Genomic DNA, 25015 nt, shown 5'->3' with positions numbered 1-25015 from the left:
TGGATCCTCCCGCGGCGGCGAGGTTCCCGGTCAACCGCCGCCGGGTGCGGCCCGCTGCGGCGGATCGAGGATCCCGGCGATCTGGCCGTTGCGGAGGCGCGCGAGCAACTCGGTCCGGCGCTGTTGCAGCAAGCGGAACTGCCAGGCGGGAATCAATCCTTGCACCGCCGACTCGACCGTGGGCGCGGCGCAGGCGGCGGTGGAGTTGGACAGGCAGAGCTGGTCGAGCGCGCGGCTGCCGCGGCCGCAGGCGGCGCCGAGGTCGCAAGCGACCAGGCGCCACAACTCGCCATGCGGGACCAGGTCCTCCACGGTGGTCTGGTTCGAGGCATTGACCATCCAGTGAAATTCGCCCACCTGCGCGATCAGCTCCGCATCGCCGGAGAGCAGGATGTCGTACAACAAGGCGCGCAGGGCTTCCCGGCTGGCGTCCTTGTTGGCGTCCTCGTAGCGCCAGCTGCGCAAACGTGCTTCCAGGTCCCCCGCGGCGGCGGCCGCCGCCAGGTCCGCCGCCAGATCGGTTTCCTGCCGTCGCCGGGCCGCGGGCGTCTGCGGCCGCGGCGGGCAACCCTGGCCCACGCGCGCGGCGACCTCGCGCAGGCCCAACTGTTCCAGCGCCACCTGCTCGGGCGGCAGCCAGCGCCACTCGCGGCGTTCGCGCGCGCCGGCGGAATTCGGGCTGGTCGCCTGCACCACGCGTTCGCAATCCTGCAGCCGCTGGCGCTCGCGCATGCGCTCGCGCGCCTGTGCCGGGGTCAGGACCGGCGCCGTCGGCGCGCGGCTGGCGGCCGTGCGCGGATCAGCCTCCGCCCCGGTCACCGCCGCATCGCCCGGCGGTGCGGGTCCGTCGCCATCGGGCGCGGCGGTGGTGGGCGACTTTGTGCCGCTCGCCGGAGGCGCCGTTCGCTGGGCGGCGGTGCCGGCAACCGGGGCCTGCGGCGAATCGGGCGTGCCGGCAAAGCGAGCCGCGACGGCATCCACGATCGGCGTGCGGCGCTCCCAGGCCTGCCAGCCGGCGACGGCGAGCACGACCGCAACCACTACCCACAGGAACCGCCGCATCAGCCGCCTCCGGGTGGCGCGCGCTCGCGCGGCGCGACGATCTGCGCGAATTGCCCTGTGCGCCACAGGCGCACGATCTCCTCGGCCTGCCCCTGGGCGATCGCCAGTTCCCGCGGACTGGCCATGCGCAAGAAGAGGTGGCCGCCAAAGCCCGCCACCTCGCGCAAGGAGAAGTTCGCCACGGCCCAGGCATCCGGATCGACGGCGCAGGCCTCGATCAGCTGACAAGATGCCAGGATGAAAGCGGCGCTCTCATAGCGACCGCGCCCCGCCAGCAGCACGGCGTGATCGGACAAGGCCCTGGGTCCGCGCTCGGCCAGCAGTTCCAGCGCCGCCTGTTGCCGCTCCACGTTCACCTCGGCCTGGCGTTGCGGCGTATCGCCCGGCTCGCGGTAGGCACGCCACAGGCGGGCCAGCGGGTCGCCCAGGGCCGCCGCGTGCAAGCTCCAGGCCAGCTGCAGTTGCTCCATTCCGGCAGGGTCAAGCGCGAGCGCCGCGCAGCGTGTGCGCGCCGAAGTCAGTTCGGCCTGGGCCCGGCCGATGACCGGGGCATCGAAGCCGACTGTGGCAAAGACCTCCCACAGGTCAGGTTCGTGGATGCTCAACTGCTCGAAGGCGTGGGTCATCGCGCAGTGCGCCAGCAGTTCCGCCATCGCCGCCGCGGCATCGGCGTCGCCGGTGCGCGCCCGGGCGCGCAGGTCCCCAGCCAGCCCAAGCAAATCCGCATCGCGCAGGATGCGCTCGCGGTCGGTCAGGCGCTGCGCCGGGCTGGCGCGGAATGGGATGGCATCGGGCTTCGCGGGCGGCAGCGCTGCGGCGATGATGGCGGCGGCATCCTCGGCGGTCGCCGGAACCAAAGGCGCTGTCGGCGGTTGCCCGACGGCGATCGGCCCCGTCCTTGGCACCACGCCACGCGGCGAATCTCCAGACGGCCGCAACCACCATGCGGTGGCAGCGAGCACGGCGAGCACCAGCACGATCAGGATTGGTCGCGGCCGCATCTTGCCTGGTATGTGGGGAAGCGCGATCAAGTATAGGTGGGCCAGCCGTGGTCGCCGCCCGACCAACGGCCGACTCGTTCAGCCACCACCGGCTGTGGCGCAGCCATGGCGTGCCCTCGGCGCCGCCGGGGCGCGCTCGGCGGCCCGATCCAGTGACAGCTCCGACGCGGGCGCGAGACCCGAAATGCAGGTCCGCTGCCACAGGCGTCGTAGGGGGCGCACACGTAAACGCCGGCTTGCGCCGGCGCTTTCGCTCAACCCGTTGCGCCTTTCGGCGCTGGCGGTTATCAGTGCTTCTGACCCATCTTGCGCAGGCGGTCGATCGCCTGCAGCTGCGCTGCCAGGGCAGCGAGCTCGGCCTGGGCGGCGGCGACTTCCTTGGCGTCGATCTGGTTGGCCACCGCTCGCTCGGCGGCTTCCTTGGCCTCGCGGACCTTGGTTTCGTCGAGATCGGCCGCGCGCACGGCGGTGTCGGTCAGGATCGTGACCACCGTCGGCTGCACTTCGAGGATGCCGCCGGAAACGTACAGGAACAGCTCCTCGTCGTTCGGCTGGATCACGCGCACCTGGCCCGGCTTGAGGCGGGTGATCAGCGGCGCGTGGCGCGGCGCGATGCCGAGTTCGCCCATCTCGCCGGTGGCGACCACGAGCTTGGCCTCGCCGTGGAAAACCTCGGCTTCGGCACTGACGACGTCTACGCGGATGGTGCTCATGGGGTGTGTCGCTCGCTCTGTTGCTGCATTGTCGCAAGTAGGGGAAAACGGAAAACGGCCGCTCGCTGCGCTCGCTCAAATGGAAAAGGGTTCAAGCCGAAGCTGGAGCCGCTCTTCCCTTTTCCTTTTTACTTTTCCCTTTTTCCAGCAGTCGCGGCCCTCAGGCCGCGACGCCCATTTCCTTCGCCTTCGCGTAGGCCTCGTCGATGCCGCCGACCATGTAGAAGGCCTGCTCGGGCAGGTGGTCGACTTCGCCGTCGACGATCATCTTGAAGCCGCGGATGGTTTCCTTCAGCGACACGTACTTGCCCGGGCTGCCGGTGAACACTTCGGCGACGTGGAAGGGCTGACTGAAGAACTTCTCCACCTTGCGCGCGCGGGCCACGGTCGCCTTGTCTTCTTCCGACAGTTCGTCCATGCCCAGGATCGCGATGATGTCCTTCAGTTCCTTGTAGCGCTGCAGGGTGGACTGCACGCGACGCGCGGTGTCGTAGTGCTCGTTGCCGATCACGTTCGGGTCCAGCTGGCGGCTGGTGGAGTCGAGCGGATCCACCGCCGGGTAGATACCCAGCGAGGCGATGTTGCGGCTCAGCACGACGGTCGCGTCCAGATGGGCGAAGGTGGTGGCCGGCGACGGGTCGGTCAAGTCGTCCGCGGGCACGTACACGGCCTGGATCGAGGTGATCGAGCCGGTCTTGGTCGAGGTGATGCGTTCCTGCAGCACGCCCATTTCCTCGGCCAGCGTCGGCTGGTAGCCCACCGCGGACGGCATGCGGCCGAGCAGCGCGGACACTTCGGTGCCGGCCAGGGTGTAGCGGTAGATGTTGTCGACGAACAGCAGCACGTCGCGGCCCTTGCCGGAAGCGTCCTTCTCGTCGCGGAAGTACTCGGCCATGGTCAGGCCGGTCAGCGCGACGCGCAGGCGGTTGCCGGGCGGCTCGTTCATCTGGCCGTACACCATCGCCACCTTGTCGAGGACGTTGGAGTCTTTCATCTCGTGGTAGAAGTCGTTGCCCTCGCGGGTACGCTCGCCCACGCCGGCGAACACGGACAGACCCGAGTGCGCCTTGGCGATGTTGTTGATCAGCTCCATCATGTTGACGGTCTTGCCCACGCCGGCGCCGCCGAACAGGCCGATCTTGCCGCCCTTGGCGAAGGGGCACATCAGGTCGATGACCTTGATGCCGGTTTCCAGCAAATCATTGCCGCCCGCCTGGTCGGCGTAGCTCGGCGCCGAGCGGTGAATGACCCAGCGCTCCTGCTCGCCGATCGGGCCGGCTTCGTCGATCGGGTTGCCGAGCACGTCCATGATGCGGCCGAGCGTCTTCACGCCCACCGGCACCGCGATCGCCTTGCCGGTGTTTTCGGCGATCAGGTTGCGCTTCAGGCCGTCGGTGGAACCGAGCGCGATGGTGCGCACGATGCCGTCGCCCAGCTGCTGCTGCACTTCCAGCGTGATGTCGGTGCCGGCGACTTTCAGTGCGTCGTACACCTTCGGCACGGATTCGCGCGGGAATTCGACGTCGACGACGGCGCCGATGATCTGTACGACTTTGCCCTGGCTCATGGGTGGAACTCCTGGAACTGCTTGAACTTTGGTGCGGAGCCGCCCGGGCGGATTCCGCGAGATTCTTGGTGAAGGTCAAACGTGAAACGTCAAACGGCAATCAGAGCCCGGCTCCTGTTGACGTTTTACATTTTACGTTTCACCGCTTTCTTTACACCGCCGCCGCACCACCCACGATCTCGCTGATTTCCTGCGTGATCGCGGCCTGGCGGGCCTTGTTGTAGACCAGCGTCAGCTCGCCGATCAGCTTGGTGGCATTGTCCGAGGCGGACTTCATGGCCACCATGCGCGCGGCGTGCTCGCTGGCGAGGTTTTCCAGTACCGCCTGGTAGACCAGGCTCTCGATGTAGCGCGTCAGCACGTGATCCATGATCTCGGGCGCGCCGGGCTCATAGAGGTAGTCCCAGTCGTGCTTGCTCTCGATGTCGTCCGACGGCGGCAGCGGCAGCAGCTGGTCCATCGTCGGCTTCTGCGTCATCGTGTTGACGAAGTCGTTGTAGCAGAGGAACAGGCGGTCGACGCGGCCCTGCATGTAGCTGTCGAGCATCACCTTGATCGCGCCGATCAGCTGGTCCACGCGCGGCTTCTCGCCGAGGTGGGTGACCGAGCCGACGAAGTTGACCTTGAGGCGCTTGAAGAAGGCGGTGGCCTTCTGGCCTATGCAGACCACGTCCACCTGCGCATTCTTCGCCTGCCACTGGCGCATGTCGGCCAGGAGGCGGCGGAACAGGTTGGCGTTGAGGCCGCCGCACAGGCCGCGGTCGGTGGAGACGATCACGTAGCCGACGTGCGAAACCTCTTCGCGCTCGACCAGGAACGGATGCTTGTACTCGGTGTTGGCCTTCGCGACGTGGCCGATGACCTGGCGCATCAGTCGCGCATACGGACGCGAGGCCTTCATCAGGTCCTGCGCACGGCGGATCTTGCTGGCCGACACCATCTCAAGCGCGCGCGTCACCTTGCGGGTGTTCTGCACGCTCTTGATCTTGGTCCGGATTTCTCTTGCGCCTGCCATGGGGTGGGCTCGCTTCGCTCGCGGTCAAAAGTGAAAAGTAAAAAGTGAAAGGGTCAGGTCAGCGCGGGTGTCAGGTCTTGATTTCACTTTTCACCTTTCACTTTTCACGCTTTTCTGCGGCTGGCTGTCGCCAGCCCAGGCCCTCTTCACCAACTCCCCGTCTTCTTGAACTCCGCGATGCCCTTCTTGAACGTCGCTTCGATGTCGTTGTTCCAGTCGCCGCTGGCGGCCATCTTCTGCATCAGCTCGCCGTAGTTGCTGTGGAAATGCTGGTGCAGGCCCTTTTCGAAGGCCTGGATCTTGCCGAGCGGCAAATCGTCCATGTTGCCTTCGTTGACGGCATACAGCGACAGCGCCATCTCGGCGACCGACATCGGCGCGTACTGCTTCTGCTTCATCAGTTCGGTGACGCGCTGGCCGCGTTCCAGCTGGGCGCGGGTGGCAGCATCGAGGTCGGAGGCGAACTGGGCGAAGGCGGCCAGCTCGCGGTACTGCGCGAGGGCCAGGCGGACACCGCCGCCGAGCTTCTTGATCGCCTTGGTCTGGGCGGCGCCACCGACGCGCGACACCGACACGCCGGCGTTCATGGCCGGACGGATACCGGCGTTGAACAGATCGGTTTCGAGGAAGATCTGGCCGTCGGTGATCGAGATCACGTTGGTCGGCACGAAGGCGGACACGTCGCCGGCCTGGGTCTCGATGATCGGCAGCGCGGTCAGCGAGCCGGTCTTGCCCTTGACCTCGCCGTTGGTGAACTTCTCGACGTACTCCTCGTTCACGCGCGCGGCGCGTTCGAGCAGGCGCGAGTGCAGGTAGAACACGTCGCCCGGATACGCTTCGCGGCCCGGCGGGCGGCGCAGCAGCAGCGAGATCTGGCGATACGCCCAGGCCTGCTTGGTCAAATCGTCATAGATGATCAGCGCGTCCTGGCCGCGGTCGCGGAAGTATTCGCCCATCGCGCAGCCGGCATAGGCGGCGACGTACTGCATCGCGGCTGACTCGGAGGCCGAGGCGGCGACGATGATGGTGTGCGCGAGCGCGCCGTTCTCTTCCAGGCGGCGCACCACGTTGGCGATCGAGCTCTGCTTCTGCCCGATGGCGACGTAGATGCACTTAATCCCGGAACCCTTCTGGTTGATGATGGTGTCGACGGCCAGCGCGGTCTTGCCGGTCTGGCGGTCGCCGATGATCAGCTCGCGCTGGCCACGGCCCACCGGCACCATCGCGTCGACCGACTTGTAACCCGTCTGCACCGGCTGCGACACCGACTTGCGCCAGATCACGCCCGGCGCGACCTTCTCGATCGGGCTGGACAGCTTGGCCTTCAGCGGGCCCTTGCCGTCGATCGGGTTGCCCAGCGCGTCGACGACGCGGCCGAGCAGTTCCGGGCCGACCGGCACTTCGAGGATGCGGCCGGTGGTCTTGACCGCATCGCCTTCGCGCAGGTGCTCGTAGTCGCCCAGCACCACCGCGCCGACCGAGTCGCGCTCCAGGTTCAGCGCCAGGGCGAAGGTGTCGCCCGGCATCTCGATCATTTCGCCCTGCATGACGTCGGCAAGGCCGTGGATGCGCACGATGCCGTCGGAAACCGACACGATCGTGCCTTCGTTGCGCGCCTCGGCGGCGGATTTGAACTTCTCGATGCGCGACTTGATGAGGTCGCTGATCTCGGAAGGATTCAGTTGCGTCTGCATGACGGTGATTCCAGAAAGAGTTTCGAAATGTGGGAGCGCGGGCCCGGGCGCTTACTGCGCCAGTTCGGCGCGCAGGCGCTTGAGCTTGCCGCGCAGCGAACCGTCGATGACCACGTCGCCGGCCTCGACCACCGCGCCGCCGATCAGCTCCGGATCGAGCGCGACGTCCAGCGTCACGGCACGGTCGAAGCGCTTGGCGAGCGCGCCCACCAGCTGCTGCTGCTGGGACGGGTCGATCGGCATCGCGGTACGCACGCGCACCTTGAGGGTGCGTTCGTCGTCGGCGCGCAGTTCTTCGTACAGGCTGGCGATCTCGCCGAGCAGCGGCAGGCGCTGGTTGTTTTCCAGCAGCGTCAGGAAGCGCGCGAAGCTGCTGTCGCCGGCCTCGCCCTGCGGCAGGAACAGCGAGACGCGATCGGCGGCGCCGAGCTTCGGGCTGCCGACCAATGCCTGCACTTCGGCCTGCGCGATGATCTGCGCGGCGAAGCCGAGCTTGGTCGACCAGGCCGCAGCCGCCTGCTCACCCTTGGCGAGTTCGAAGGCGGCACGCGCATACGGACGCGCCAGGGTGAGGGCGTTGCTCATCGGGCGATCTCGCTGATCAGGTCGTCGAGCAGGGCCTTGTGCGCATTCGCGTCGATTTCCTTGCGGATCAGGCGCTCGGCACCCTTGACCGCCAGTTCGGCGACCTTGCGGCTGAGCTCTTCACGCGCGCGGTGCGCTTCGGTCTCGATCTCCGCGACGGCCACCGCCTTCTGGCGGTTGCCCTCGGCGATCGCGTCGGCCTTCGCCTTGTCCAGGATCGCCGAGTATTCCTTCTCGGCGCGATCGCGGATGCCGGCAGCCTCGCCGCGCGCCTCGCGGATCACCTGGTCCTGCTTCTCGCTGGCGGACGCCAGCGCGCGCTTGCCGTCCTCGGCCGCGGCGAGACCGTCAGCGATCTTCTTCTGACGTTCCTCGATGGCGCCGATGATGTGCGGCCAGCCGAACTTCATCACCAGCCAGGCCGTCGCGAAGAACGCGAGGCCCTGGATGACCAAGGTCAAGTTGATATTCATCGCTGTACTCCGTTACGACGGCAGCCAGGGGCCACCGTCGGTGGTCGCTGTCAGGAACGAGTTAGGACAGCGCCGAGATGAACGGATTGGCGAAGATCAGCAGCAGCGCGATGGCGACGCCGATGATCGGCACGGCGTCCAACAGGCCGGCGACGATGAACATCTTGGTCTGCAGCATCGGAGCCAGTTCCGGCTGGCGGCTGGCGCCTTCCAGGAACTTGCCGCCCAGCAGCGCGAAGCCGATGGCGGTGCCGAGCGCGCCCAGGCCGATCAGAAGGCCAGCGGCGATCAGCGTGTAGCTCATCACTTCGGCAATGAATTGGGTGTTGGCTTCCATGGTCGACTCCGTATTTCCGTAAACAAGGTTTGGGTGGAGGGTGTAGCGAAACTCAGTGATGCTCTGCTGCCATGCTGAGATACACGACGGTCAGCATCATGAAGATGAAGGCCTGCAGCGTGATCACCAGGATGTGGAACACGGTCCACACGAAGCCGGCGATGAACTGCACCGGGGCCAGCGCGTAGAACGAGAGGGAAGTCAGGGTGGCGCCGAGCGTCATCACCGCGATCAGGATGAAGATCAGCTCGCCCGCGTACATGTTGCCAAACAGTCGCAGCGACAGCGACACCGGGCGCACGGCTTCCTCGATCAAGCGCAGCAACAGATTGGCCGGCGCACCCTTGGGACCGAACGGCGCGGTGAAGAACTCGCCGAAGAAGCCACCCAGGCCCTTGTGCTTGATGCCCATGTACTGGATCAGGAAGAACACGCACAGCGCCATGCCGAGCGTGGTGTTGAGGTCGGCCGTGGGCACCACGCGCAGGTAGTTGATGCCGCTGGCATGCGCCGCGGCGGGGAGCGCGTCCACCGGCAGCATGTCCATGAAGTTCATCAGGAACACCATGCCGAAGATGGTCACGGCCAGTGGCGCGATCAGCTTGCTGTGGCCGTGGAAGGTTTCCTTGACCAGCCCGTCGACGAACTCGACGATCATCTCGATGGCGCACTGCAGCTTGCCCGGCACGCCCGCAGTGGAGCGGCGCGCAACGCGCACGAACAGGAACAGGAACACCGCGATCGCGAGGAACTTGAAGACCACGCTGTCCAGGTGGATGGTCCAGAACGCGCCCTCGCCCACCTTCCATTCGAGGTGATGCAAGTGATGCTTGATGTACTCCGTCATGCCACCGGAGCCACCTTCGCTTGCGATCATCGTCAGCAGCTTATCCATAGCGTATCAAGCCCAAAGTCCCTGCAATCTGTGCTGCGATCAGCCCTGCCAGCAAGCCGCCCGCGGGCAACCGCAGCACCACCAGACCCAGCGCGAACAGCGCGAACAACACCAGCCATTTCCACGCGGCAGCACCGTAGAAGCGCCGCAACAGCGCGGATACCGCCGCCACTCCCTGCATCTGGCGCCAGGCGAACACTGCCTGTGCCGACGCCACCGACCCCGCGCCCCACAGTGCGCCGAATCCCAGATCCATGCGTCCGCTGATGAGCCAGAGCGCGGCGGCGAGCAGAACGCCAGCCCCGCACTGAAACTGCACCACCTTCCAGGCCAACTTGCGGCCCTTCGCGTACGGATCGTGCACGCGGCTCACCCCGGAACTGTTGCAGACCACGGCAACCAGGGCCGGCCGGAAAATCAGCGAGAGTATATGGGTCGCCCGAAAGACGCCGCAACCCGTTCCAGCGTAATTTTGCCCGATTCGTCGAGCCCGGGCTCTACGACGTTGGGAGGGGCGGGGGCAGGGCGGAACGAGAGCAGGAGCGGGGAGAGGGGCAGGGGTCAAGGGACCAGCACTGCAATCTTTGCGCGGCACTGAGGTGACGGGTAGCTTCACCACGCCCCCGCTTCACCTCGCCCCGCTTCACCCCCCCCGCGTCACCACGCCCCGCCGCTTGCCGCTGCCTTCCAGCGCTCGGCATACTCGCGGCATGGCTGCAGCCCGGTCGCTGCAGCGCCTGCCCTGCCCGAGCCTACCGATGAGCGAACTGAAACCGGTGTTCGTCGACATGCCTGCCGGGAACTACGTGTTCCGCGAAGGCGACGCGGGCAGTGACATGTACATCATTGAAGTCGGTACGCTGGAAGTGCTGCGCGCGGCGCGCGGTCCGACGCCGTTGGCGATCCTCGGGCCGGGAGATTTCTTCGGCGAAATGGCCATCCTCGAGGATCAGCCGCGCTTCGCCTCGGTGCGCTCGGTCACGGCGGCGCGCTTGTTGCGGGTGGATCGCGCGGCCTTCGCCGGGATGCTGCGCGAGAACTTCGAGATCGCGGTCCGGATCATGCGCAAGCTGGTGGCGCGCCTGCGCCGCACCGAGGAGTTGCTGCAATCGAGCCAGTCGGAACTGGACCTGCTGCGGCGCGGCGCTGCGGCCGCCGCGCCCGTCGCAGTTCCGGCAACACTGCCTCCGGAGACGGTGCGCGGCGAGATTCCCAAGCCGGCGCAGCTGACGCCCACCCGGCGCGCTGTCGTCATCGACCCCTCCAAGCTCGGCCAGCCGGTCAAGCTCGTGCACATGGAGAGCGGCGCCGAATTTGCGCTCAACACCGGCAAGACCGAGATGTTGATCGGGCGCCCGGACCCGGTGACCGGCCTGCTGCCCGAGATCAACCTCGGGCCGCTGGACAACCAGCGCAGCCTTTCGCGCCGGCACGCCAAGGTGGTCAACGAGGACGGCTTGCTGTTTCTGCGCGAGGAAGTCGGCACCACCAACGGCACCTTCATCAACGGCGTGCGCGTTGCCACCGGCCAAGCGCGCCCGCTGGCCCCTGGCGACACCCTGCGCTTCGGCTCGGTCGAACTCAAGGTCGAGCCGTTGTGACAAGATGCATTTCCGACGACCGCCGGTCGCCGCGCTGCACGGAGGCAATATGGCGCTGGATCTGAATGCTGTCGACCTGAGTGCGGTGGACGCGCTGGCCGCGATCAAGTCGGAACACGACCAGGTGGGCGAGCGGCTTAAAGCGATGGCGGCACGCCGCGAGCAGGTGTCGCCCGAGGTCTACCAGCGGGTGCACGATGACTACAAGCGCCGGCTGGATGAACTGGCGAGCCAGGCTGCGCCCTTGAAGCAGCGCGCGGGCGAGGCCTACCGCCTGCTGCGAGCGGAACTGGCCAACCTCGAACAGGCGTTCTCCGCCGCCAGGCTGGACCGCGAGGAAATCGAATTCCGCCACGCGCTTGGCGAATTCGACGACGCCGAAAAGGGTCGTCGGGTCAAGGCGATCGATTCACGCATCGACCAGCATGGCAAGGCGCGCGACCAGGCGCAGTCGCTCAAGGAGCGCTTCCTTGCGGTGGTCGCCTCTGAGGCCGAACTGGAAGGCAGCGACGACGACACTGCGCGGATGAGCGCCATCAGCGCACCCGCCGCCAGCGAGGCCACGATCATTGCCGCGCCGATCCGGCCAACCCCGCCAGCTGATCTGGCGACAGCTGTCCTCACGCCGGCCGCGCCGGCACCGACTGCTGCCCCCGCGCCGCCGGCGCCAGCCAGCCCGGCACCGCCGATGGCGCCGGCCGCGGCGATGCCGTCGCCGGGCGCACGTCCGGTCAGCCGCTCCTCGCGCAACCCCGACGCCACCGTGGTGTTCCGCCAGGGCCGCCTGGAACCGAAGAACGTCGAGGCCGGTTCGGTTGTGCAGACCCTTGGCCTGAAACCGGTGAGTATCGGCAGCGACGCGGGCTGTGACCTGCAACTGTCGGCCAACGGCGTCGCCAAGCGCCACCTCGAGATCACCATGACACGCGCCGGCTTTTGCGTGCGCGACATCGCCGCCAGCGGTTCGGTCAGGATCAATGGCTCCGTGATTCAGGAGCATGTGTTGGCCGAGGGTGATACGCTGTCGGTCGGACCCGCCCAGTTCAACTTCCGTTTGCTTTGAGGATCGCATGGCGCTAGACATCGGCAGCGAAACCCACGGAGATTTCCGCGTGCTCAAGTTGAACGGTCGTCTCGACACCGAGACCTCCGCCGACTTCGAACTGGCCGCGCACGATCTCACCGCCGCGGGCGAGCGACGCTTTGTCGTCGACCTCGCCGGCATCAGCTATGTCAGCAGCGCGGGGCTGCGCGTATTGCTCGCTCTCGCCAAGCAATTGCAGGCGGGCGGCGGCGCGCTGCGCCTTTGCGGGCTTGCGCCGAGCGTGCGCCAGGTGTTCGACCTGTCCGGCTTCAGCAAGTTGTTCACGATCGCCGCCGACATCGAATCGGCACTCGGCGGAGCCGCCGGCGCGACCGCGGCGCCGACGCCAGCCGTCAGCAAGGCGGCGGCCGATCTGCTCGGCGCGGCCAGCAACGCTGCGAAGCCAGCCACTGCAGCCTCGGGCCCGTCGGTCGGGCGCCAGGCGGCGGACCTGCTCGGCGCCAAGCCGGCACCCAAGCAGGGCCTGTTCGCACGCCTGCTGGCCTGGCTCAAGGGGCAGTGAGGCAACTGAGCGCATCCGCGTAGGCCGGTGTATCGCGCGGCGATTCACCGGCAAACGGACACGGTCAAACGCGCGTGCGCCCCAGGCAGATGATGGTCAGGTCGTCGGTGGAGCGATCCTTGCCGACAAAATCCAGCAGGGACTTGCGTAGCGCCTGATTGATTTCACCGGCATTGTCGCAGGCAAGCAGGATCTGGTCGCGACGGCTCTTGCCGTAGGCCTCGCCGGCCGAGTTCTCGCCCTCCTCCACGCCATCCGTGGTCAGCACCAGGCAGTCGCCGGGCGCCAGCTGCAGCCGCTGCTCGCGCACCTGCAACTCCATGTCGGCGCCCACCGGCGATCCCGGGTCCAGGCCCATCTCGATCACCTTGCGCGCCGCCGTGCGTAGCACCGGTGCGGAATGGCCGGCGAGGCCCACGCGGCACATGCCGGTGCGGGTGTTGATGAACACTGCCGCCACGGTGACGAACATGCCGGGCTCGAACACCGGCACCAGCGAACGCTGCAGGTTCTCGAGCAATTCCTTGGGACCGACGTTCTGCAGCAACTGGTGGCGCAGGTCGGCGACCAGGTAGGCCATGTACATCGCCGCCGACACGCCTTTGCCGGAGACGTCGCCGATCAGTACCGCCAACTCGTCGTTCGCGCGTCGTTCGATGTGATAGAAGTCGCCGCCGACCATCAGCGCCGGGGTGTAGCTCAACGCGAGCTCGAAGCCATCCACCGCCGCCGGCGGCGGCGTCAGCAGGCGCTGCTGAATGCGCTGAGCCAGGCGCAGGTCGGAATCGCGCATCTTGCGCGAGCCTGCCGCTGCCTGGGTCCGGATACCGGCCAGTGGTATTCGCAACAGCAGGGCGGCGTCGGCCAGCTGTCCGAGTTCGAGGCGCATGTCGGCGACGGCAACGGCGCTGCCGGATCCTTCCAGCAGCAGGCCCACCTGGTGGTCCACCGGCACGGCGACGAAGGGCGCAACCTCGGGCAGGGACAGCGATTCGGCCAAGGCTCGGCATTCGTCTGCGGACCACACCGCCACCCCGGAAGGTGTCGATTTCAGCGCCGCGAGCGCGCGGAACAAGGTGCTGCGGGAAATCTCGGCGTCGACCGGCGCGCGCGACAGGATCTTGCCCGCACGCCAGTCGATCAAGCTGGCACGGGTGGCACCGGGCAGATGCTCGACCAGCGCCGCCAGCGCCGCGGATGCCTGCTCCTCGGCGTCCTTGTGCTCGGCTCGCAGGTTATCGAGGATCCGCGCCAGCATTGCCACGGCAGCCTCGGCGCGCCCGGTCGGTGGCTGGGTCTGTTCGGACAATGGGCCCGGCCCACGCATCGTCCCGGCTAGCTGCCCGGTGTACTGCAGCGTCACCCGCCCCAGGCTGATGACATCGCCTTCGGCCAGAGCCTTGTCGCCGATCAGGCGCACCCCGTTGATTTCGGTACCGTTCGCGCTGCCGAGGTCGCGCAGGCGCCAGCCGTTGCCCGACTGCAGCAGTTCGGCATGCTTGCGCGACACGGTCGGGTCGTCGATCGAGTACTCGACCGCGGGATCGCGGCCGAGCAGGCCGTTACCCTCGAGCTTGATCACCCGGCCCTTCTGGTTGCCACTGAGCAGCGACAGGAACATCCGACGATCCCCAAGATGCGTAATGATGCGGTCTGTGCCGACCGCCGGGCGTGGACGCTATCACGGACGGGCCGGTCGATCCTTCACCCTGAGCTTTGCGAACGGAGATACTGATGACGACCGCCTACTGGTGCGTGCTGATCGCCGCCTTCCTGCCCATTGCGTTTACCGGCTTCGCCAAGTTCAGCGGCCCCGGTTTCGACAACAATCGCCCGCGCGACTTTCAGGCGGGCCTGTCCGGCTTCCGCCTGCGCGCGCATTGGGCCCACCTCAATTCCTTCGAGGCGTTTCCGCCGTTCGCTGCCGCGGTGATCATCGCGCACCAGCTTGGGCTCGGCCAGGATCGGCTGGACCAGCTGGCGATGGGCTTCATCGCCGCGCGCCTGGGATATTTCGTATGTTACGTGGCCGACAAGGCGGCCTTGCGCAGCTTGTTCTGGGCCCTCGCAACCGCCTGCTGGGTGGCGATGTTCATCCTTGCGGCCTGAGCCAGCCCCACAAAGAAAAACCCCCGGCTGGCAAGGCCAACCGGGGGGCAAAGCGACGCGAAAATTCAGGGGAGGGGACTGGATAGTCGCGTCGCCCTTGCGCGTTGCCGCCGCCCGTCAGGGCAGCGGCATGACCAGGCTCAGCGAGCCTTGGCGGCCTTGGCCTTGACGACGGTGTCGTTGGCGGCTTCGACGGTGCCCTTGAACAGCTGGCCAAAAGCCTCGCCGGTCTTGGTCAGCACGCCGGCCACTTCCTGGCTGGTCGCGTAGAACTTCTCGGCGGAGTCCTTGACCAGGCTCACGCTCTTCGGGAACGCGGCGCGGACGCCGTCCAGATCGCGCACTTCGCCGGCCTGACCCATCAGATCGGTGGCGACCTTGACGCGGTCTTCGATGGTCTTCAACTGGATGTCGATCAGCTTCTCGAAGCCTTCGACCGCAATCGCATTGGCCTTGATGAAGGTCTCGGCTGCCTGCTTCGACAGGGCCAGGAACTGGTTGCTAGCTTGCTCGTACATGACTCGCTCTCCTCGGGACTGCCCCATGTTGCGGTGCAGCATATACCCGATTTTTGTGCAGTGCAACATTTTTCTGGCGAGGGCAAGGAGCGCCGAGGCGACCAGACGTGGACCACGCTGTCGGCTGGTTGTTGGTTGTTGGTTGTTGGTTGTTGGTTGTTGGTTGTTGGCAGCGAAGCTCGCACGCCGCTCGCCTGTGGGGGCCGACTCTCTCGGCGAACTTTCCTGCGCCTGGCCTGAAAAGATCGCGGCTGAAGCCGCTCCCACTGGCTCTCGGCCTGCCGGCTCTGGCTGCCGACAACCGACAACCAGCAACCGACAACCAGACTCAATCCGGACAGGCGCCGACCGTTCCCGCCCCGCTCAAGACCAGGCAGCAAGCCGCCTCACGGCGCCGTGGTCAGACCCTTGCGCACTTCCGGATCCGCATTCGGGCCCAGCCACATCGCGAGCAATCCGCGGTTGAAATCGATGCCGGCGAAGTGCTCCCTGCCGCCGCCTTCCGCGCTGACGATCATGCCGCCGTCGGGTGAATACTCGAACATGATCTTCTGTCCGCGCACCGCTGGCGGCAGCAGCGCCAGGAATTTTTCCAGCCGGTTGCCGATGCGGCGCCGGGCTTCCTCGTCAGTGACCTGGAAATAGAGCTTGCGGAAATGCTCCTCGACTTGCTCTTTGGGCAGCGCGTTCGCGTACCACACCAAGGTGATCTGCAATGGCGTCAGCCCGAGGCCGATGTCGCCCTGGGCGAGCGCGTCTGCCGGGGCGTGCATGGCCAGGCCGTAGAACGGGATGAAGCTGCGGTTGACCACCGCGGAGCCGAGCAAGGGCCACGGCCGAGTCTGGCCCTCGGGGCGCACCAGTGGTGCGATGTCCACGCCCGCATGATTGACCGCCGTCGCCGTCGATCCCGACAACAGGATCAGTACCGCCAGCGCCGCACGCATTGCATTGACCATTTCAGGCGCCCCTTGGTGCATCCGCGGAGCATAGCGCCAGCCGCCACCCGGGCGTGAATTGGTGCCATCCACCCAACTGCGAGACAGCCCACAGATCTCGCGCGCGCCTCAGGCGCCGTCCGGTGCGCGATAACGCGAGCCGGCGGTGCAGGTCTCGTGCACCACCACCATCGACAGCAGCGGAAGCCGCGGCTTCAGGTTCTGGTAGATCCATTCGGCGAGGCGCTCGCTGGTCGGATTCTCCAGGCCCGGGACATCGTTGAGGTAGTGATGATCGAGCTGGTCGAACAGCGGCTGGAAAGCGCGCTTGACGTCCGCAAAGTCCATCACCCAGCCCTCCGGTTCCTGGATCTTGCCACTGACGTGGATCTCGATGCGGAAGGAATGGCCGTGCAGGCGCGAGCACTTGTGGCTCGCCGGAAGATTCGGCAAGCGGTGCGCAGCCTCGATGGAGAAAACCTTGAAGATGTCCATGACGGACGAGGACATGCCGCGCGTCCTGATGATCGTGGTGGCTATGGGTGGAATCGAACCACCGACCTCAGCATTATGAGTGCCGCGCTCTAACCGTCTGAGCTACATAGCCACGATCGCGTGGACCGCGAAGGATGCCACAAGCGATTGGCGAAATGCCAGAACTTTTTCGCTGACCCACCTGGATTGCGTCAGGGCAGGAAGCACTCCACCGTGTCGTTCAGGAAGCGCCAACCAAGTTCAGTCGCGCGGACCTGATCGCCGGCCGCTTCCAGGAGCCCGCGCGACAGGGCCTGCGCGTAGCCAGGAGCGTGTCGAGTTGCATGCCGGTGCGTGCGGCGAACATCCCGGTGCTGAAGCCTTCGCGCAGGCGCAGCGCATTTAGCATGAACTCGAAACCGATTTCGGCGCTGTCCACCACGCGGTCCTCGACCAGCGCAGTCGGCGTTCCGACCTGCGCCAGGTATTGGGTCGGCGTGCGCTGGCGCACGCGGCGGTGGATGCTGCCCTGTGCATCGGTAGTCTTCGCGTGCGCGCCGGCGCCGATCGCGAGGTAGTCGCCATAGAGCCAGTAATTGCGGTTGTGGCGCGACTCGCGCCCAGGCTGTGCGTAGGCGGAAACCTCGTACTGGCGGAAGCCGGCGTCAGCCAGCGCCTGCTGGCAGGCCTCCTGCATCCGCGCCGCGGTCTCGTCGTCGGGCAGGTCCGGCGGTGGCGTGCGCGCGAACACCGTCTGCGGCTCCAGCGTGAGCTGGTAATACGAGAGGTGCTCCGGCGCCAAGGCCAGAGCTTGTTCCAGGTCGAACAGCGCCGCCGCGGGCGATTGCGCGGGCAGCGCGTACATCAGATCCAGGTTGATGTTGTCGAAGCCCGCATCGCGCGCGAGGCGCCAGGCCCGATGGACCTCGGCGGCCCCATGGATCCGCCCCAGGCGCTTGAGCGTCGCGTCGTCGAAGCTCTGCACGCCGAAGGACAAGCGGTTCACGCCGGCCTCGCGATAACCCTCGAAACGATCGAATTCCGCCGTACCGGGATTGGTTTCGAGTGTGATCTCGATGTCCGGAGCCAGCGCCAGGCGTGCGCGCACCCCATCGAGAATCCGCATCAGCGACGCAGCGGAGAACAGGCTCGGGGTGCCACCGCCGAAGAAGATCGAGACCAATGGCCGCCCCAGGGCGAGCCCCGTTTCGACATCGAGGTCCGCCAGCAGCGCATCGACGTAGCGCTCCTCGGGAAGCTGCGCCGGCCGCTGGTGCGAGTTGAAGTCGCAATACGGACATTTGCGCACGCACCACGGGATGTGCACGTACAGCGACAGCGGCAGCGCCTGCGCCGCGATCACGGCATCGCGAAACCGCTGGCGAAGCGCTGGCGCAACTGCGCCAGCGCCTGGCCGCGATGGCTGATCGCATGCTTCTGTGCCGGCGCCAGCTCGGCGGCGCTGCGACCACTGGCCGGATCGAGGAAGACCGGGTCGTAGCCGAATCCCCCATTGCCGCGCGGCACGCGCAGCAAGCGACCCTGCCAGACGCCCTCGGCGATGATCGGCATCGGATCCGCCGCGTGACGCAGCAGCACGATGACACACACGAAGCGGCAGGCGCGCGCAGCACCTTCCAGTCCTTCAGCCGCCGCCAGCAACTTGCCGATGTTGTCGCCATCACTGGCGCCTGACCCGGCATAGCGCGCGCTGAGGATGCCCGGCGCGCCACCGAGGGCGTCGACCACCAGCCCGCTGTCGTCCGCGAGCGCAGGCAGTCCGGTTTCGCGCGCGGCATGGCGCGCCTTGATCAAGGCATTCTCGACGAAGGTGCTCGCGCTCTCGTCCGGCTCACCGAGGCCGAACTCGCCAGCCCCGCGCAACTGCCATCGGGTGTCGTCCAGCAGCTCGCGCAGTTCGGCCAGCTTGCCGGGATTGTGACTGGCGAGCACCAGCGGGCGCGGCTCAGTCACGTGCGAGCGCCTCGCGCTGCGCGGCGTGCAATTCGGACACGCCCTTGCGCGCCAGTGCCAGCATCGATTCCAGTTCCGCGTGGCGGAAGGCATGGCCCTCGGCGGTACCCTGCAGCTCGATGAAGCCGAGCGCATCGTTCATCACCACGTTCATGTCAGTCTCGCAAGCCGAGTCCTCGGCATAGTCGAGATCCAGCACCGGCAGGCTCTGCCAGATGCCAACCGACACCGCCGCCACCTGGCCGTGGATCGGATCCTTGCCGATGACCTTGCCCTTGAGCAGTTTGCGCGTGGCGTCGACCAGTGCGACATAGGCGCCGGTGATCGCCGCGGTGCGGGTGCCGCCGTCGGCCTGCAGCACATCGCAGTCGAGCACGATCTGGCGCTCGCCGAGCGCGCGGCGGTCGACCACCGCGCGCAGCGAGCGTCCGATCAGTCGCTGGATCTCGTGGGTGCGCCCGCTCGCGCCGCCCTTGGACACCTCGCGCTGGGTGCGCGAGTGGGTGGCGCGCGGCAGCATGCTGTATTCGGCGGTGACCCAGCCCTCGCCGGTGCCGCGCAGCCATGGCGGTGGGCGCTCGTCGACGCTGGCATTGCACAGCACGCGGGTGTGGCCAAAGCTGACCAGCACCGAACCCTCGGCATGGCGCGTGTAGTGGCGCTCGATCGTGATCGGGCGCATCTGGTCGGGCGCGCGGGCGCTGGGGCGGGTCTGGGTCATGGCGGCGTCGGGGTAAAAGTGGCGCGGAGTCTACCCTGCGGGCGCGGCGATCATCGTGCTTGCGCGCAGCGCGGTCGGTTGCCGGTCAGTATCCGCGCATCACTCGGGCGGCCGGACCTCGCCGCAGAGTTGCCGCCGCAGGTCGCGGTCGACATCCTCGTACTGACGCTCGCAGGCGGCCAGGTCGCTGCCGTGATGTGCCGCCTCCCAACGCTCGGTCAGTGGGTCGAGCGGCGCGTCCCATTCCACCGCCGCGGACGGCAGCTTCTGCTGCAGCATCCGCCCGATGCTGCGTGCGAGGTCGCCCGAGGGGGTGCCGACGCGCGGTTGGAAGCCCGGCAGCTTGCCGTTCCCGGCGCCCGGCACCATGGCGCCCAGATCGCGCTCGCGGAAGGGGCGACGGGCAGGGGCGTTCTCGCGCGCGATCTCGGCAGCGACCTCACTGCGCTGCTGCGACAGGCGCAACGAAAAGCTGACCGGTGCCGGCAGATCGGCGGGCGTTGGCTCTTCCACGCTCTCCTTGGCGGAGGCCACCGCGGCGGGCAGGCCCATCGTGCCCGGGACGGCCGCTCGATCCGGCGCCTTGACGATCAGCGCCGCAGCCGGCGGCGGCGGTGGTGGTGGCGCCTCGCGGGGCAAGGCAAACGTCTCGCTCTCGATCACCGGATCCGTGAGATCCACTGTCATTGTCGCGTCCGGTGGCCGCCAGCGGACAGCACTGGTGTCCGGCCCGCGCAACAAGCCGATGAACACGGCAAGGTGCAGGCCGATGGTCCCGGCGAACGCGAGCAATGCGCGCCAGCGCGATGTGCGAAATCCGTTCGCATGATTCCTCCTGGCCCGCACCCGCCCTCCGCTCGTCGCCGCGATTCCCGGTCGACGACCAGGTGACCGGAGCATGCCGGCCGCCTCCGGTGGCGACGTTCGTTGGCGCTGAATCGGAGACGCCAGGCGCTGGCCGATTCAGGATCGTTTACTGCGACCGGGGTCCGCATTCGCGCCCGCGAGCGGATCCGATGGCGCATGCATACTGTGGCCCTGTCCATCCACCGGGCCGCCGCTATGAAACGCCTGCTGCTGACGATGCTTCTGCTTGCCCTGTTGCCGCCAGTACCGGCGCGCGCCGCGCTGAACTACCAGGACATGTGGTGGCTGCCCTCGGAGAGCGGTTGGGGTCTGATGGTGCTGCACCAGGGCAGTACGATCTCAGCCGTGATGTTCCACTATCGCGGCGACCGCAAGCCCGCCTGGTACCTGCTGTCGAACGCGCAGCGCGGCACCGAGGAGACCTTCAGCGGCACCTTGTTCGAGGTCACCGGGCCGCCGCTGTTCGGTCTGTTCGACCCAACCACGGTGCTGCCCCGCGATGTCGGGAGCATGACCTTGCGCTTCACCGGGCCGAACGAGGCGCGGCTGTCCTATACCATCGAAGGCGCGACCACCCAGCGGGTGATTGAACGCATCACCTTCGCCAACCTGGATGTCGACGGCGTGTACTTCGGCGCGCAGGCGGCGGTCCTGCGCTGCAATGGCGACCCGGTGGTCGGCAACTATGTATTCCCCGCGCAGGTGAACATCAGTGGCGGCGCGGTGCGCATGACCCGCGTGAATGACACCTTGCTCGGCAACGGCGGTGCCATCTGCGACTGGGCCGACACCGAGTTCAGCCAGAACGGCTCCTACATTCGCGGCCGTGGCAATGTCGTGTGTCGCAACGGGGATTCCGCGCTCGTGTCCTTTATCGAAGCGGAAGTCGAGCAGATGCACATCATCGACCACGCGATCACGATCAACTATCGCGCCAACGTGACCTATCCGACAGCGGCAACCACCTGCACCGAACGCGGGACGATCTCCGGAACGCGACTGGCCAACCCGGATTGACCCCGTCCCCACGGGGCAGGTGGCGGCAGGGGCCGGCGAACGGGCATGCTTGCGCGTCCGCCGCCTGCCCTTGCCCGCCATGAGCACCCCCGCCGCGCCGTCTGCCCTGCACGCTCTGCTCGAGTCCAAGCGCTTCCAGTGGTTCATCGTCGGCGTGATCGTGATCAACGCGATCACGCTCGGCTTCGAGACCGATGCCGGCATGCTCGAACGCCACGGCACCCTGCTGCACACCCTCGATCGGATCGCGCTGGTGATCTTCACCATCGAGATCGCGATGAAGCTGGTGGCCTACCGGCTGCGCTTCTTCCGCGATCCGTGGAATGTATTCGACTTCATCATCGTCGGCGTCGCCCTGGTGCCGGCCAGCGGTGCATTCTCCGTATTGCGCGCGATGCGCATCCTGCGTGCGCTGCGCCTGGTGTCGATGATCAAGAGCATGCGTCGGGTCGTCGCCGCGCTCCTCAGCGCGTTGCCGGGCATGGGTTCGATCGCCACCCTGCTGATCCTGGTGCTGTACGTGGCTTCGGTGATGGGTACCAAGCTGTTCGCCGAAGTCTCCCCCGATTACTTCGGCAGCCTCGGCGGAACCCTGTTCACCCTGTTCCAGGTGATGACCATGGAGGGCTGGGCCGACATCGCCCGCGACATCATGGTGCACAAGCCCTGGGCCTGGATCTTCTTCCTCGGCTTCATCCTGGTCAGCACCTTCACCGTGCTCAACCTGTTCATCGCGGTGGTGGTCAACGCGATGCAGGAAAACGTCGCCGCCGACCTCAAGGAAGAGCAGGAAGCCGAAGCCGCCGAGGCCCACAGCGAGCGCGAGGTGATCCTGCGCGAGCTGCGGGCGCTCAGGAGGCGGTGGAGCGACTCAGCTCGCGCTGAGATCAGGACCAGCGTGGGTTGTTGGTTGTCGGTTGTCGGTTGTCGGCAGCAACAGCCGGCAAACTCGCAATCCGCGGCTTTTGCCAACAACCGACAACCAACAACCGACAACCTGCTCGTGGACATCACCCACCTCATCGACGGCCTCAACGACGCGCAGCGTGAGGCGGTGACGGCGCCGCCCGGGCATCTGCTGGTGCTGGCGGGCGCGGGCTCGGGCAAGACGCGGGTGCTGACCCAGCGCATCGCCTGGCTGGTCGAGGTGGTTGGCGTATGGCCGCACGCGATCCTCGCGGTGACCTTCACCAACAAGGCCGCCGCGGAAATGCGTGGGCGCTGCGAGCGGCTGCTGAACCGGCCGACCCAGGGCCTGTGGATAGGCACCTTCCATGGCCTCGCGCACCGATTGCTGCGCCTGCACTGGCGCGAGGCGGGGCTGCCCGAGACCTTCCAGATCCTGGATGCCGACGACCAGCAGCGGCTGGTCAAGCGGGTGATCGCCGACGCCGGCCTCGATGAGGCCAAGTACACCGCGCGCCAGGGAACCTGGTTCATCAACAACTGGAAGGACGAAGGCAAGCGCCCGCGCGACATCGACGCCAGCGCGAATCACGAGCTGTCCCGCTGGCTCGAGGTCTACCAGGCCTACCAGGCGGCCTGCGAGCGCCAGGGGCTGGTCGATTTCGCCGAGCTGCTGCTGCGCAGCCACGAGCTGTGGCTGGAGCAGCCGGCGCTGCTCGGCCACTACCAGCGGCGTTTCTCGCACATCCTCGTCGACGAGTTCCAGGACACCAACACCATCCAGTACGCCTGGATCCGGATGCTCGCCGGACGCACCGCGCAGGTGTTCGCGGTGGGCGACGATGACCAGTCGATCTACAGCTGGCGCGGCGCGCAGGTGGCCAACATGCAGGCCTACACGCGCGATTTTCCCGGCGTGCAGACCATTCGCCTGGAGCAGAACTACCGCTCCACCGGCAACATCCTGGCCGCCGCGAATGCGCTGATCGCGCGCAACAGCGAGCGCCTGGGCAAGGAGTTGTGGACCGCCGCCGGCAAGGGCGAACGGATCGCCGTGTACGCCGCCTACAACGAGCAGGACGAGGCGCGCTTCGTGGTCGAGCGCATCCGTCGCGGGATCGCCGAGGATCTCCGGCGCAGCGAAATCGCGATCCTCTACCGCGCCAATGCCTTGTCGCGGGTGTTCGAGGAGGAACTGATCCGTCACGGCATCGCCTACCGCGTGCACGGCGGCCTGCGCTTCTTCGAGCGTGCCGAGATCAAGGACGCGCTGGCTTGGCTGCGCCTCGCCGCCAACCCGGCCGACGACGGCGCCTTCGAGCGCGTGGTGGCGACGCCGCCACGCGGCGTTGGCGAAAAGACCCTGCAGGACTTGCGCGAGGTGGCGCGCGCCGGCGGCGTGCCGATGCTGCAGGCCACGCGCGAGTCCCTGCGCGCCGGCGCGATCAAGGGCAAGGCGCGCGCGGGCCTGGAGGCCTTGCTCGCGGTGCTCGACGGCGTGCGCGCGGAGGCGAAGGCCGATTCGCTGCGGCTGTACCAGCAACTGGAGGCACTGATCGACCGCGCCGGCCTGCGCGTGCACTACGAGGCGCAGAGCAAGCACGATGCCGACTCGCGGGTGGACAACCTGGACGAGCTGATCTCGGTGGCGCGCACCTTCGTGCTCACGGCCGAGGACGAGGCCGCCGGCATCGGCGAACTGGCCGCCTTCCTCAGCTATGCCGCTCTCGAAGCCGGCGAAGGCCAGGGCGATGCCTGGGAGGACTGCGTGCAGCTGATGACCCTGCACGCGGCCAAGGGCCTGGAGTTTCCATGGGTGTTCCTGGTCGGCATGGAGGACGGACTGTTTCCCAGCCAGCGCGCGGTGGCCGAGGGCGGTCTGGCGCAACTGGAGGAGGAGCGTCGGCTGGCCTATGTCGGCATCACCCGCGCGCGCCGGAAGCTGACCCTGAGCCATGCCGAGCGCCGCCGCCTACGCGGCGTCGACACGCCGGCGGTACCCTCGCGCTTCCTGCGCGAACTGCCGGCGCAGACGCTGGCGGAAGTGCGTCCCCGCGCCCAGCTGACGCGACCGTCGGGCTACGCGCAAGCGCCGCGCGCGCGCCAGGAGGATTTCTCCGACCAGCCGGCGATCTCGCTCGGCTCGCGGGTGTCGCACCCGGACCTGGGCGAAGGCGTGGTGGTCGCCGGCGAGGGCCAGGGCGAACACGCGCGCCTGCAGGTCAATTTCGAGGACTATGGCAGCAGGTGGCTGATGCTGTCGTACTGCAAGCTCACCGTCCTCGGCTGAACGAGCGTGCGCGGCGCGCTTGAGCGCCCGCGCCGCGTCGACTACTGTGGCGGCCATTGCCGCCAAGCGCCCTGCCGATGCGTATCGCCCTGCTCCTGCTGCTGTTGCTGCACGCTGCCGTTGCAATCGCCGGCAAGGTGTACACCTGGACCGATGAGCGCGGGGTCGTGCACTACACCGACCGGCCGCTCGGTCCCGAAGCCGCCCGCGAGGTTCCGGGCGTCGAGTCGGACCGCAAGACCGATCTCAAGCCCAAGCGGGCCGACGACGAAGCGCTAGGGAAGGCCGACCTGCCGGACACCGCGGGCTTGCAGGGCATCTGGTGCCAGTTCGAGCGGGCCTCCGACCTTCCCGACACAGAAGTGACGCCGGAGCGGGTCGAGTGGACCTTCCTGGGCGATACCGTGGAGACGCGCAATCTCGATACCGGGATCACCCGCCGCGCCAACTACACCATCACCGATGGCGCGCTGGTGGCCGACGATGTCGCGATCGGCCGCTACCCGATCCGCGAATACCAGCGCACCGCCATGGAAATCGGCGTCCCCAGCGTGCACTTCCGCTTGCGCCGCGGTCGCTGCTGAGTATTGTCGGCCGCCCATCCCGTCCCGCGAGCTGCAATGGCCATCCGTCCTTTCCTCAAACACCAGC

General features: G+C 67.3%; 25 protein-coding genes, 1 tRNA gene and 1 pseudogene. 7 read left to right on the top strand and 20 right to left on the bottom strand.

What is annotated here, in order from left to right; translation table 11 throughout:
• Nucleotides 1–30 precede the first annotated feature (30 nt).
• From IPK27_04370 to IPK27_04320, 11 genes are all read right to left on the bottom strand, one after another.
• Nucleotides 31–1062: a hypothetical protein gene (locus IPK27_04370; protein MBK8066873.1), complete on the bottom strand. Its 1032-nt coding sequence runs from the start codon at nt 1060–1062 to the stop codon at nt 31–33.
• Complete coding sequence (locus tag IPK27_04365; GenBank protein MBK8066872.1) at nt 1062–2063, bottom strand: hypothetical protein; 1002 nt, start codon at nt 2061–2063, stop codon at nt 1062–1064. Before IPK27_04365 ends, IPK27_04370 begins: the two co-directional genes overlap by 1 nt.
• A 287-nt stretch (nt 2064–2350) precedes the next feature.
• Nucleotides 2351–2776 (bottom strand): F0F1 ATP synthase subunit epsilon, encoded by a 426-nt coding sequence (locus tag IPK27_04360; GenBank protein MBK8066871.1) that lies wholly within the window; start codon nt 2774–2776, stop codon nt 2351–2353.
• 160 nt (nt 2777–2936) lie between these two features.
• The gene (gene atpD, locus IPK27_04355; GenBank protein MBK8066870.1) at nt 2937–4343 is read right to left on the bottom strand and encodes a F0F1 ATP synthase subunit beta; all 1407 of its coding nucleotides are present in this window, start codon (nt 4341–4343) and stop codon (nt 2937–2939) included.
• A 151-nt stretch (nt 4344–4494) separates the two neighbouring features.
• Entirely contained in the window at nt 4495–5358 is an 864-nt protein-coding gene (gene atpG, locus IPK27_04350; GenBank protein ID MBK8066869.1) for a F0F1 ATP synthase subunit gamma, read from the bottom strand.
• A gap of 146 nt (nt 5359–5504) precedes the next feature.
• Nucleotides 5505–7052 (bottom strand): F0F1 ATP synthase subunit alpha, encoded by a 1548-nt coding sequence (locus IPK27_04345; protein MBK8066868.1) that lies wholly within the window; start codon nt 7050–7052, stop codon nt 5505–5507.
• Between the two features lie 51 nt (nt 7053–7103).
• A complete protein-coding gene (locus IPK27_04340) occupies nt 7104–7637 on the bottom strand; it encodes a F0F1 ATP synthase subunit delta (protein ID MBK8066867.1) in 534 nt (177 codons plus the stop codon).
• Nucleotides 7634–8110, bottom strand: coding sequence for a F0F1 ATP synthase subunit B (locus IPK27_04335; protein MBK8066866.1), 477 nt, complete (start codon nt 8108–8110; stop codon nt 7634–7636). Before IPK27_04335 ends, IPK27_04340 begins: the two co-directional genes overlap by 4 nt.
• 61 nt (nt 8111–8171) lie before the next feature.
• On the bottom strand, nt 8172–8426 hold the full coding sequence (atpE, locus tag IPK27_04330; GenBank protein ID MBK8066865.1) for a F0F1 ATP synthase subunit C: 255 nt from the start codon (nt 8424–8426) through the stop codon (nt 8172–8174).
• A 73-nt stretch (nt 8427–8499) separates the two neighbouring features.
• Entirely contained in the window at nt 8500–9324 is an 825-nt protein-coding gene (gene atpB, locus IPK27_04325; protein ID MBK8066864.1) for a F0F1 ATP synthase subunit A, read from the bottom strand.
• A gap of 10 nt (nt 9325–9334) precedes the next feature.
• Nucleotides 9335–9706: a hypothetical protein gene (locus IPK27_04320; GenBank protein ID MBK8066863.1), complete on the bottom strand. Its 372-nt coding sequence runs from the start codon at nt 9704–9706 to the stop codon at nt 9335–9337.
• A gap of 346 nt (nt 9707–10052) precedes the next feature.
• Between IPK27_04320 and IPK27_04315 the strand changes: the two genes are divergently transcribed.
• Genes IPK27_04315 through IPK27_04305 form a run of 3 tightly spaced genes read left to right on the top strand, consistent with a single transcriptional unit; the run spans nt 10053 to nt 12550 of the window.
• Nucleotides 10053–10943: a cyclic nucleotide-binding domain-containing protein gene (locus IPK27_04315; protein MBK8066862.1), complete on the top strand. Its 891-nt coding sequence runs from the start codon at nt 10053–10055 to the stop codon at nt 10941–10943.
• A gap of 49 nt (nt 10944–10992) precedes the next feature.
• The gene (locus tag IPK27_04310; protein ID MBK8066861.1) at nt 10993–12006 is read left to right on the top strand and encodes an FHA domain-containing protein; all 1014 of its coding nucleotides are present in this window, start codon (nt 10993–10995) and stop codon (nt 12004–12006) included.
• A gap of 7 nt (nt 12007–12013) precedes the next feature.
• Complete coding sequence (locus IPK27_04305; GenBank protein ID MBK8066860.1) at nt 12014–12550, top strand: STAS domain-containing protein; 537 nt, start codon at nt 12014–12016, stop codon at nt 12548–12550.
• Nucleotides 12551–12614: 64 nt separating this feature from the next.
• On the opposite strand, the gene IPK27_04300 is transcribed toward IPK27_04305, so the two are convergent.
• Nucleotides 12615–14171, bottom strand: coding sequence for a SpoIIE family protein phosphatase (locus tag IPK27_04300; GenBank protein ID MBK8066859.1), 1557 nt, complete (start codon nt 14169–14171; stop codon nt 12615–12617).
• A 113-nt stretch (nt 14172–14284) separates the two neighbouring features.
• Between IPK27_04300 and IPK27_04295 the strand changes: the two genes are divergently transcribed.
• Entirely contained in the window at nt 14285–14659 is a 375-nt protein-coding gene (locus IPK27_04295) for an MAPEG family protein (GenBank protein MBK8066858.1), read from the top strand.
• A gap of 140 nt (nt 14660–14799) precedes the next feature.
• Here IPK27_04295 and IPK27_04290 read toward each other — a convergent pair whose 3' ends face one another.
• From IPK27_04290 to IPK27_04255, 8 genes and pseudogenes are all read right to left on the bottom strand, one after another.
• Nucleotides 14800–15177: a phasin family protein gene (locus IPK27_04290; protein ID MBK8066857.1), complete on the bottom strand. Its 378-nt coding sequence runs from the start codon at nt 15175–15177 to the stop codon at nt 14800–14802.
• Between the two features lie 386 nt (nt 15178–15563).
• Nucleotides 15564–16136 (bottom strand): chalcone isomerase family protein, encoded by a 573-nt coding sequence (locus IPK27_04285; GenBank protein ID MBK8066856.1) that lies wholly within the window; start codon nt 16134–16136, stop codon nt 15564–15566.
• 108 nt (nt 16137–16244) lie between these two features.
• Nucleotides 16245–16610, bottom strand: a complete 366-nt coding sequence (gene queD / locus IPK27_04280; protein ID MBK8066855.1) for a 6-carboxytetrahydropterin synthase QueD — start codon at nt 16608–16610, stop codon at nt 16245–16247.
• A 35-nt stretch (nt 16611–16645) separates the two neighbouring features.
• Nucleotides 16646–16722, bottom strand: a tRNA-Met gene (locus IPK27_04275).
• Between the two features lie 79 nt (nt 16723–16801).
• Nucleotides 16802–17949, bottom strand: a pseudogene (gene hemW, locus IPK27_04270) (radical SAM family heme chaperone HemW).
• Nucleotides 17949–18656 carry an RdgB/HAM1 family non-canonical purine NTP pyrophosphatase gene (gene rdgB / locus IPK27_04265; protein ID MBK8066854.1) on the bottom strand — a complete coding sequence of 236 codons (708 nt, stop codon included), beginning with the start codon at nt 18654–18656 and terminating at the stop codon, nt 17949–17951. Before rdgB ends, hemW begins: the two are co-directional and overlap by 1 nt.
• The gene (gene rph, locus IPK27_04260) at nt 18556–19284 is read right to left on the bottom strand and encodes a ribonuclease PH (protein MBK8066853.1); all 729 of its coding nucleotides are present in this window, start codon (nt 19282–19284) and stop codon (nt 18556–18558) included. Before rph ends, rdgB begins: the two co-directional genes overlap by 101 nt.
• Nucleotides 19285–19383: 99 nt before the next feature.
• The gene (locus tag IPK27_04255; protein MBK8066852.1) at nt 19384–20076 is read right to left on the bottom strand and encodes a hypothetical protein; all 693 of its coding nucleotides are present in this window, start codon (nt 20074–20076) and stop codon (nt 19384–19386) included.
• 270 nt (nt 20077–20346) lie between these two features.
• Here IPK27_04255 and IPK27_04250 point away from each other — a divergent pair, with 270 nt between their 5' ends.
• From IPK27_04250 to IPK27_04240, 3 genes are all read left to right on the top strand, one after another.
• Nucleotides 20347–21168: a hypothetical protein gene (locus IPK27_04250; protein ID MBK8066851.1), complete on the top strand. Its 822-nt coding sequence runs from the start codon at nt 20347–20349 to the stop codon at nt 21166–21168.
• 79 nt (nt 21169–21247) lie between these two features.
• Nucleotides 21248–24364 (top strand): DNA helicase II, encoded by a 3117-nt coding sequence (uvrD, locus tag IPK27_04245; protein MBK8066850.1) that lies wholly within the window; start codon nt 21248–21250, stop codon nt 24362–24364.
• Between the two features lie 77 nt (nt 24365–24441).
• Complete coding sequence (locus tag IPK27_04240; GenBank protein MBK8066849.1) at nt 24442–24948, top strand: DUF4124 domain-containing protein; 507 nt, start codon at nt 24442–24444, stop codon at nt 24946–24948.
• Nucleotides 24949–25015 lie beyond the last annotated feature (67 nt).

It is taken from the genome of Rhodanobacteraceae bacterium, from assembly GCA_016713135.1.
Lineage (GTDB): Bacteria > Pseudomonadota > Gammaproteobacteria > Xanthomonadales > SZUA-5 > JADKFD01.
Note: the sequence above shows the minus strand (reverse complement) of the source record. Positions and strands in the feature narration are given on the sequence as shown.

Excerpts from the sequence above, each read along its gene's own strand:
- atpB (MBK8066864.1), bottom strand. The coding sequence starts at position 9,324 with ATGATCGCAAGCGAAGGTGGCTCCGGTGGCATGACGGAGTACATCAAG.
- atpD (MBK8066870.1), bottom strand. The coding sequence starts at position 4,343 with ATGAGCCAGGGCAAAGTCGTACAGATCATCGGCGCCGTCGTCGACGTC.
- rdgB (MBK8066854.1), bottom strand. The coding sequence starts at position 18,656 with ATGCCTTCCGCCACGCGGAACTGGAATCGATGCTGGCACTGGCGCGCA.
- IPK27_04305 (MBK8066860.1), top strand. The coding sequence starts at position 12,014 with ATGGCGCTAGACATCGGCAGCGAAACCCACGGAGATTTCCGCGTGCTC.
- queD (MBK8066855.1), bottom strand. The coding sequence starts at position 16,610 with ATGGACATCTTCAAGGTTTTCTCCATCGAGGCTGCGCACCGCTTGCCG.
- IPK27_04315 (MBK8066862.1), top strand. The coding sequence starts at position 10,053 with ATGGCTGCAGCCCGGTCGCTGCAGCGCCTGCCCTGCCCGAGCCTACCG.
- IPK27_04290 (MBK8066857.1), bottom strand. The coding sequence starts at position 15,177 with ATGTACGAGCAAGCTAGCAACCAGTTCCTGGCCCTGTCGAAGCAGGCA.
- IPK27_04370 (MBK8066873.1), bottom strand. The coding sequence starts at position 1,062 with ATGCGGCGGTTCCTGTGGGTAGTGGTTGCGGTCGTGCTCGCCGTCGCC.
- IPK27_04340 (MBK8066867.1), bottom strand. The coding sequence starts at position 7,637 with ATGAGCAACGCCCTCACCCTGGCGCGTCCGTATGCGCGTGCCGCCTTC.
- IPK27_04310 (MBK8066861.1), top strand. The coding sequence starts at position 10,993 with ATGGCGCTGGATCTGAATGCTGTCGACCTGAGTGCGGTGGACGCGCTG.
- IPK27_04250 (MBK8066851.1), top strand. The coding sequence starts at position 20,347 with ATGAAACGCCTGCTGCTGACGATGCTTCTGCTTGCCCTGTTGCCGCCA.
- IPK27_04285 (MBK8066856.1), bottom strand. The coding sequence starts at position 16,136 with ATGGTCAATGCAATGCGTGCGGCGCTGGCGGTACTGATCCTGTTGTCG.
- IPK27_04360 (MBK8066871.1), bottom strand. The coding sequence starts at position 2,776 with ATGAGCACCATCCGCGTAGACGTCGTCAGTGCCGAAGCCGAGGTTTTC.
- rph (MBK8066853.1), bottom strand. The coding sequence starts at position 19,284 with ATGACCCAGACCCGCCCCAGCGCCCGCGCGCCCGACCAGATGCGCCCG.
- uvrD (MBK8066850.1), top strand. The coding sequence starts at position 21,248 with ATGAGCACCCCCGCCGCGCCGTCTGCCCTGCACGCTCTGCTCGAGTCC.
- IPK27_04240 (MBK8066849.1), top strand. The coding sequence starts at position 24,442 with ATGCGTATCGCCCTGCTCCTGCTGCTGTTGCTGCACGCTGCCGTTGCA.
- IPK27_04300 (MBK8066859.1), bottom strand. The coding sequence starts at position 14,171 with ATGTTCCTGTCGCTGCTCAGTGGCAACCAGAAGGGCCGGGTGATCAAG.
- atpG (MBK8066869.1), bottom strand. The coding sequence starts at position 5,358 with ATGGCAGGCGCAAGAGAAATCCGGACCAAGATCAAGAGCGTGCAGAAC.
- IPK27_04365 (MBK8066872.1), bottom strand. The coding sequence starts at position 2,063 with ATGCGGCCGCGACCAATCCTGATCGTGCTGGTGCTCGCCGTGCTCGCT.
- IPK27_04295 (MBK8066858.1), top strand. The coding sequence starts at position 14,285 with ATGACGACCGCCTACTGGTGCGTGCTGATCGCCGCCTTCCTGCCCATT.
- IPK27_04345 (MBK8066868.1), bottom strand. The coding sequence starts at position 7,052 with ATGCAGACGCAACTGAATCCTTCCGAGATCAGCGACCTCATCAAGTCG.
- IPK27_04335 (MBK8066866.1), bottom strand. The coding sequence starts at position 8,110 with ATGAATATCAACTTGACCTTGGTCATCCAGGGCCTCGCGTTCTTCGCG.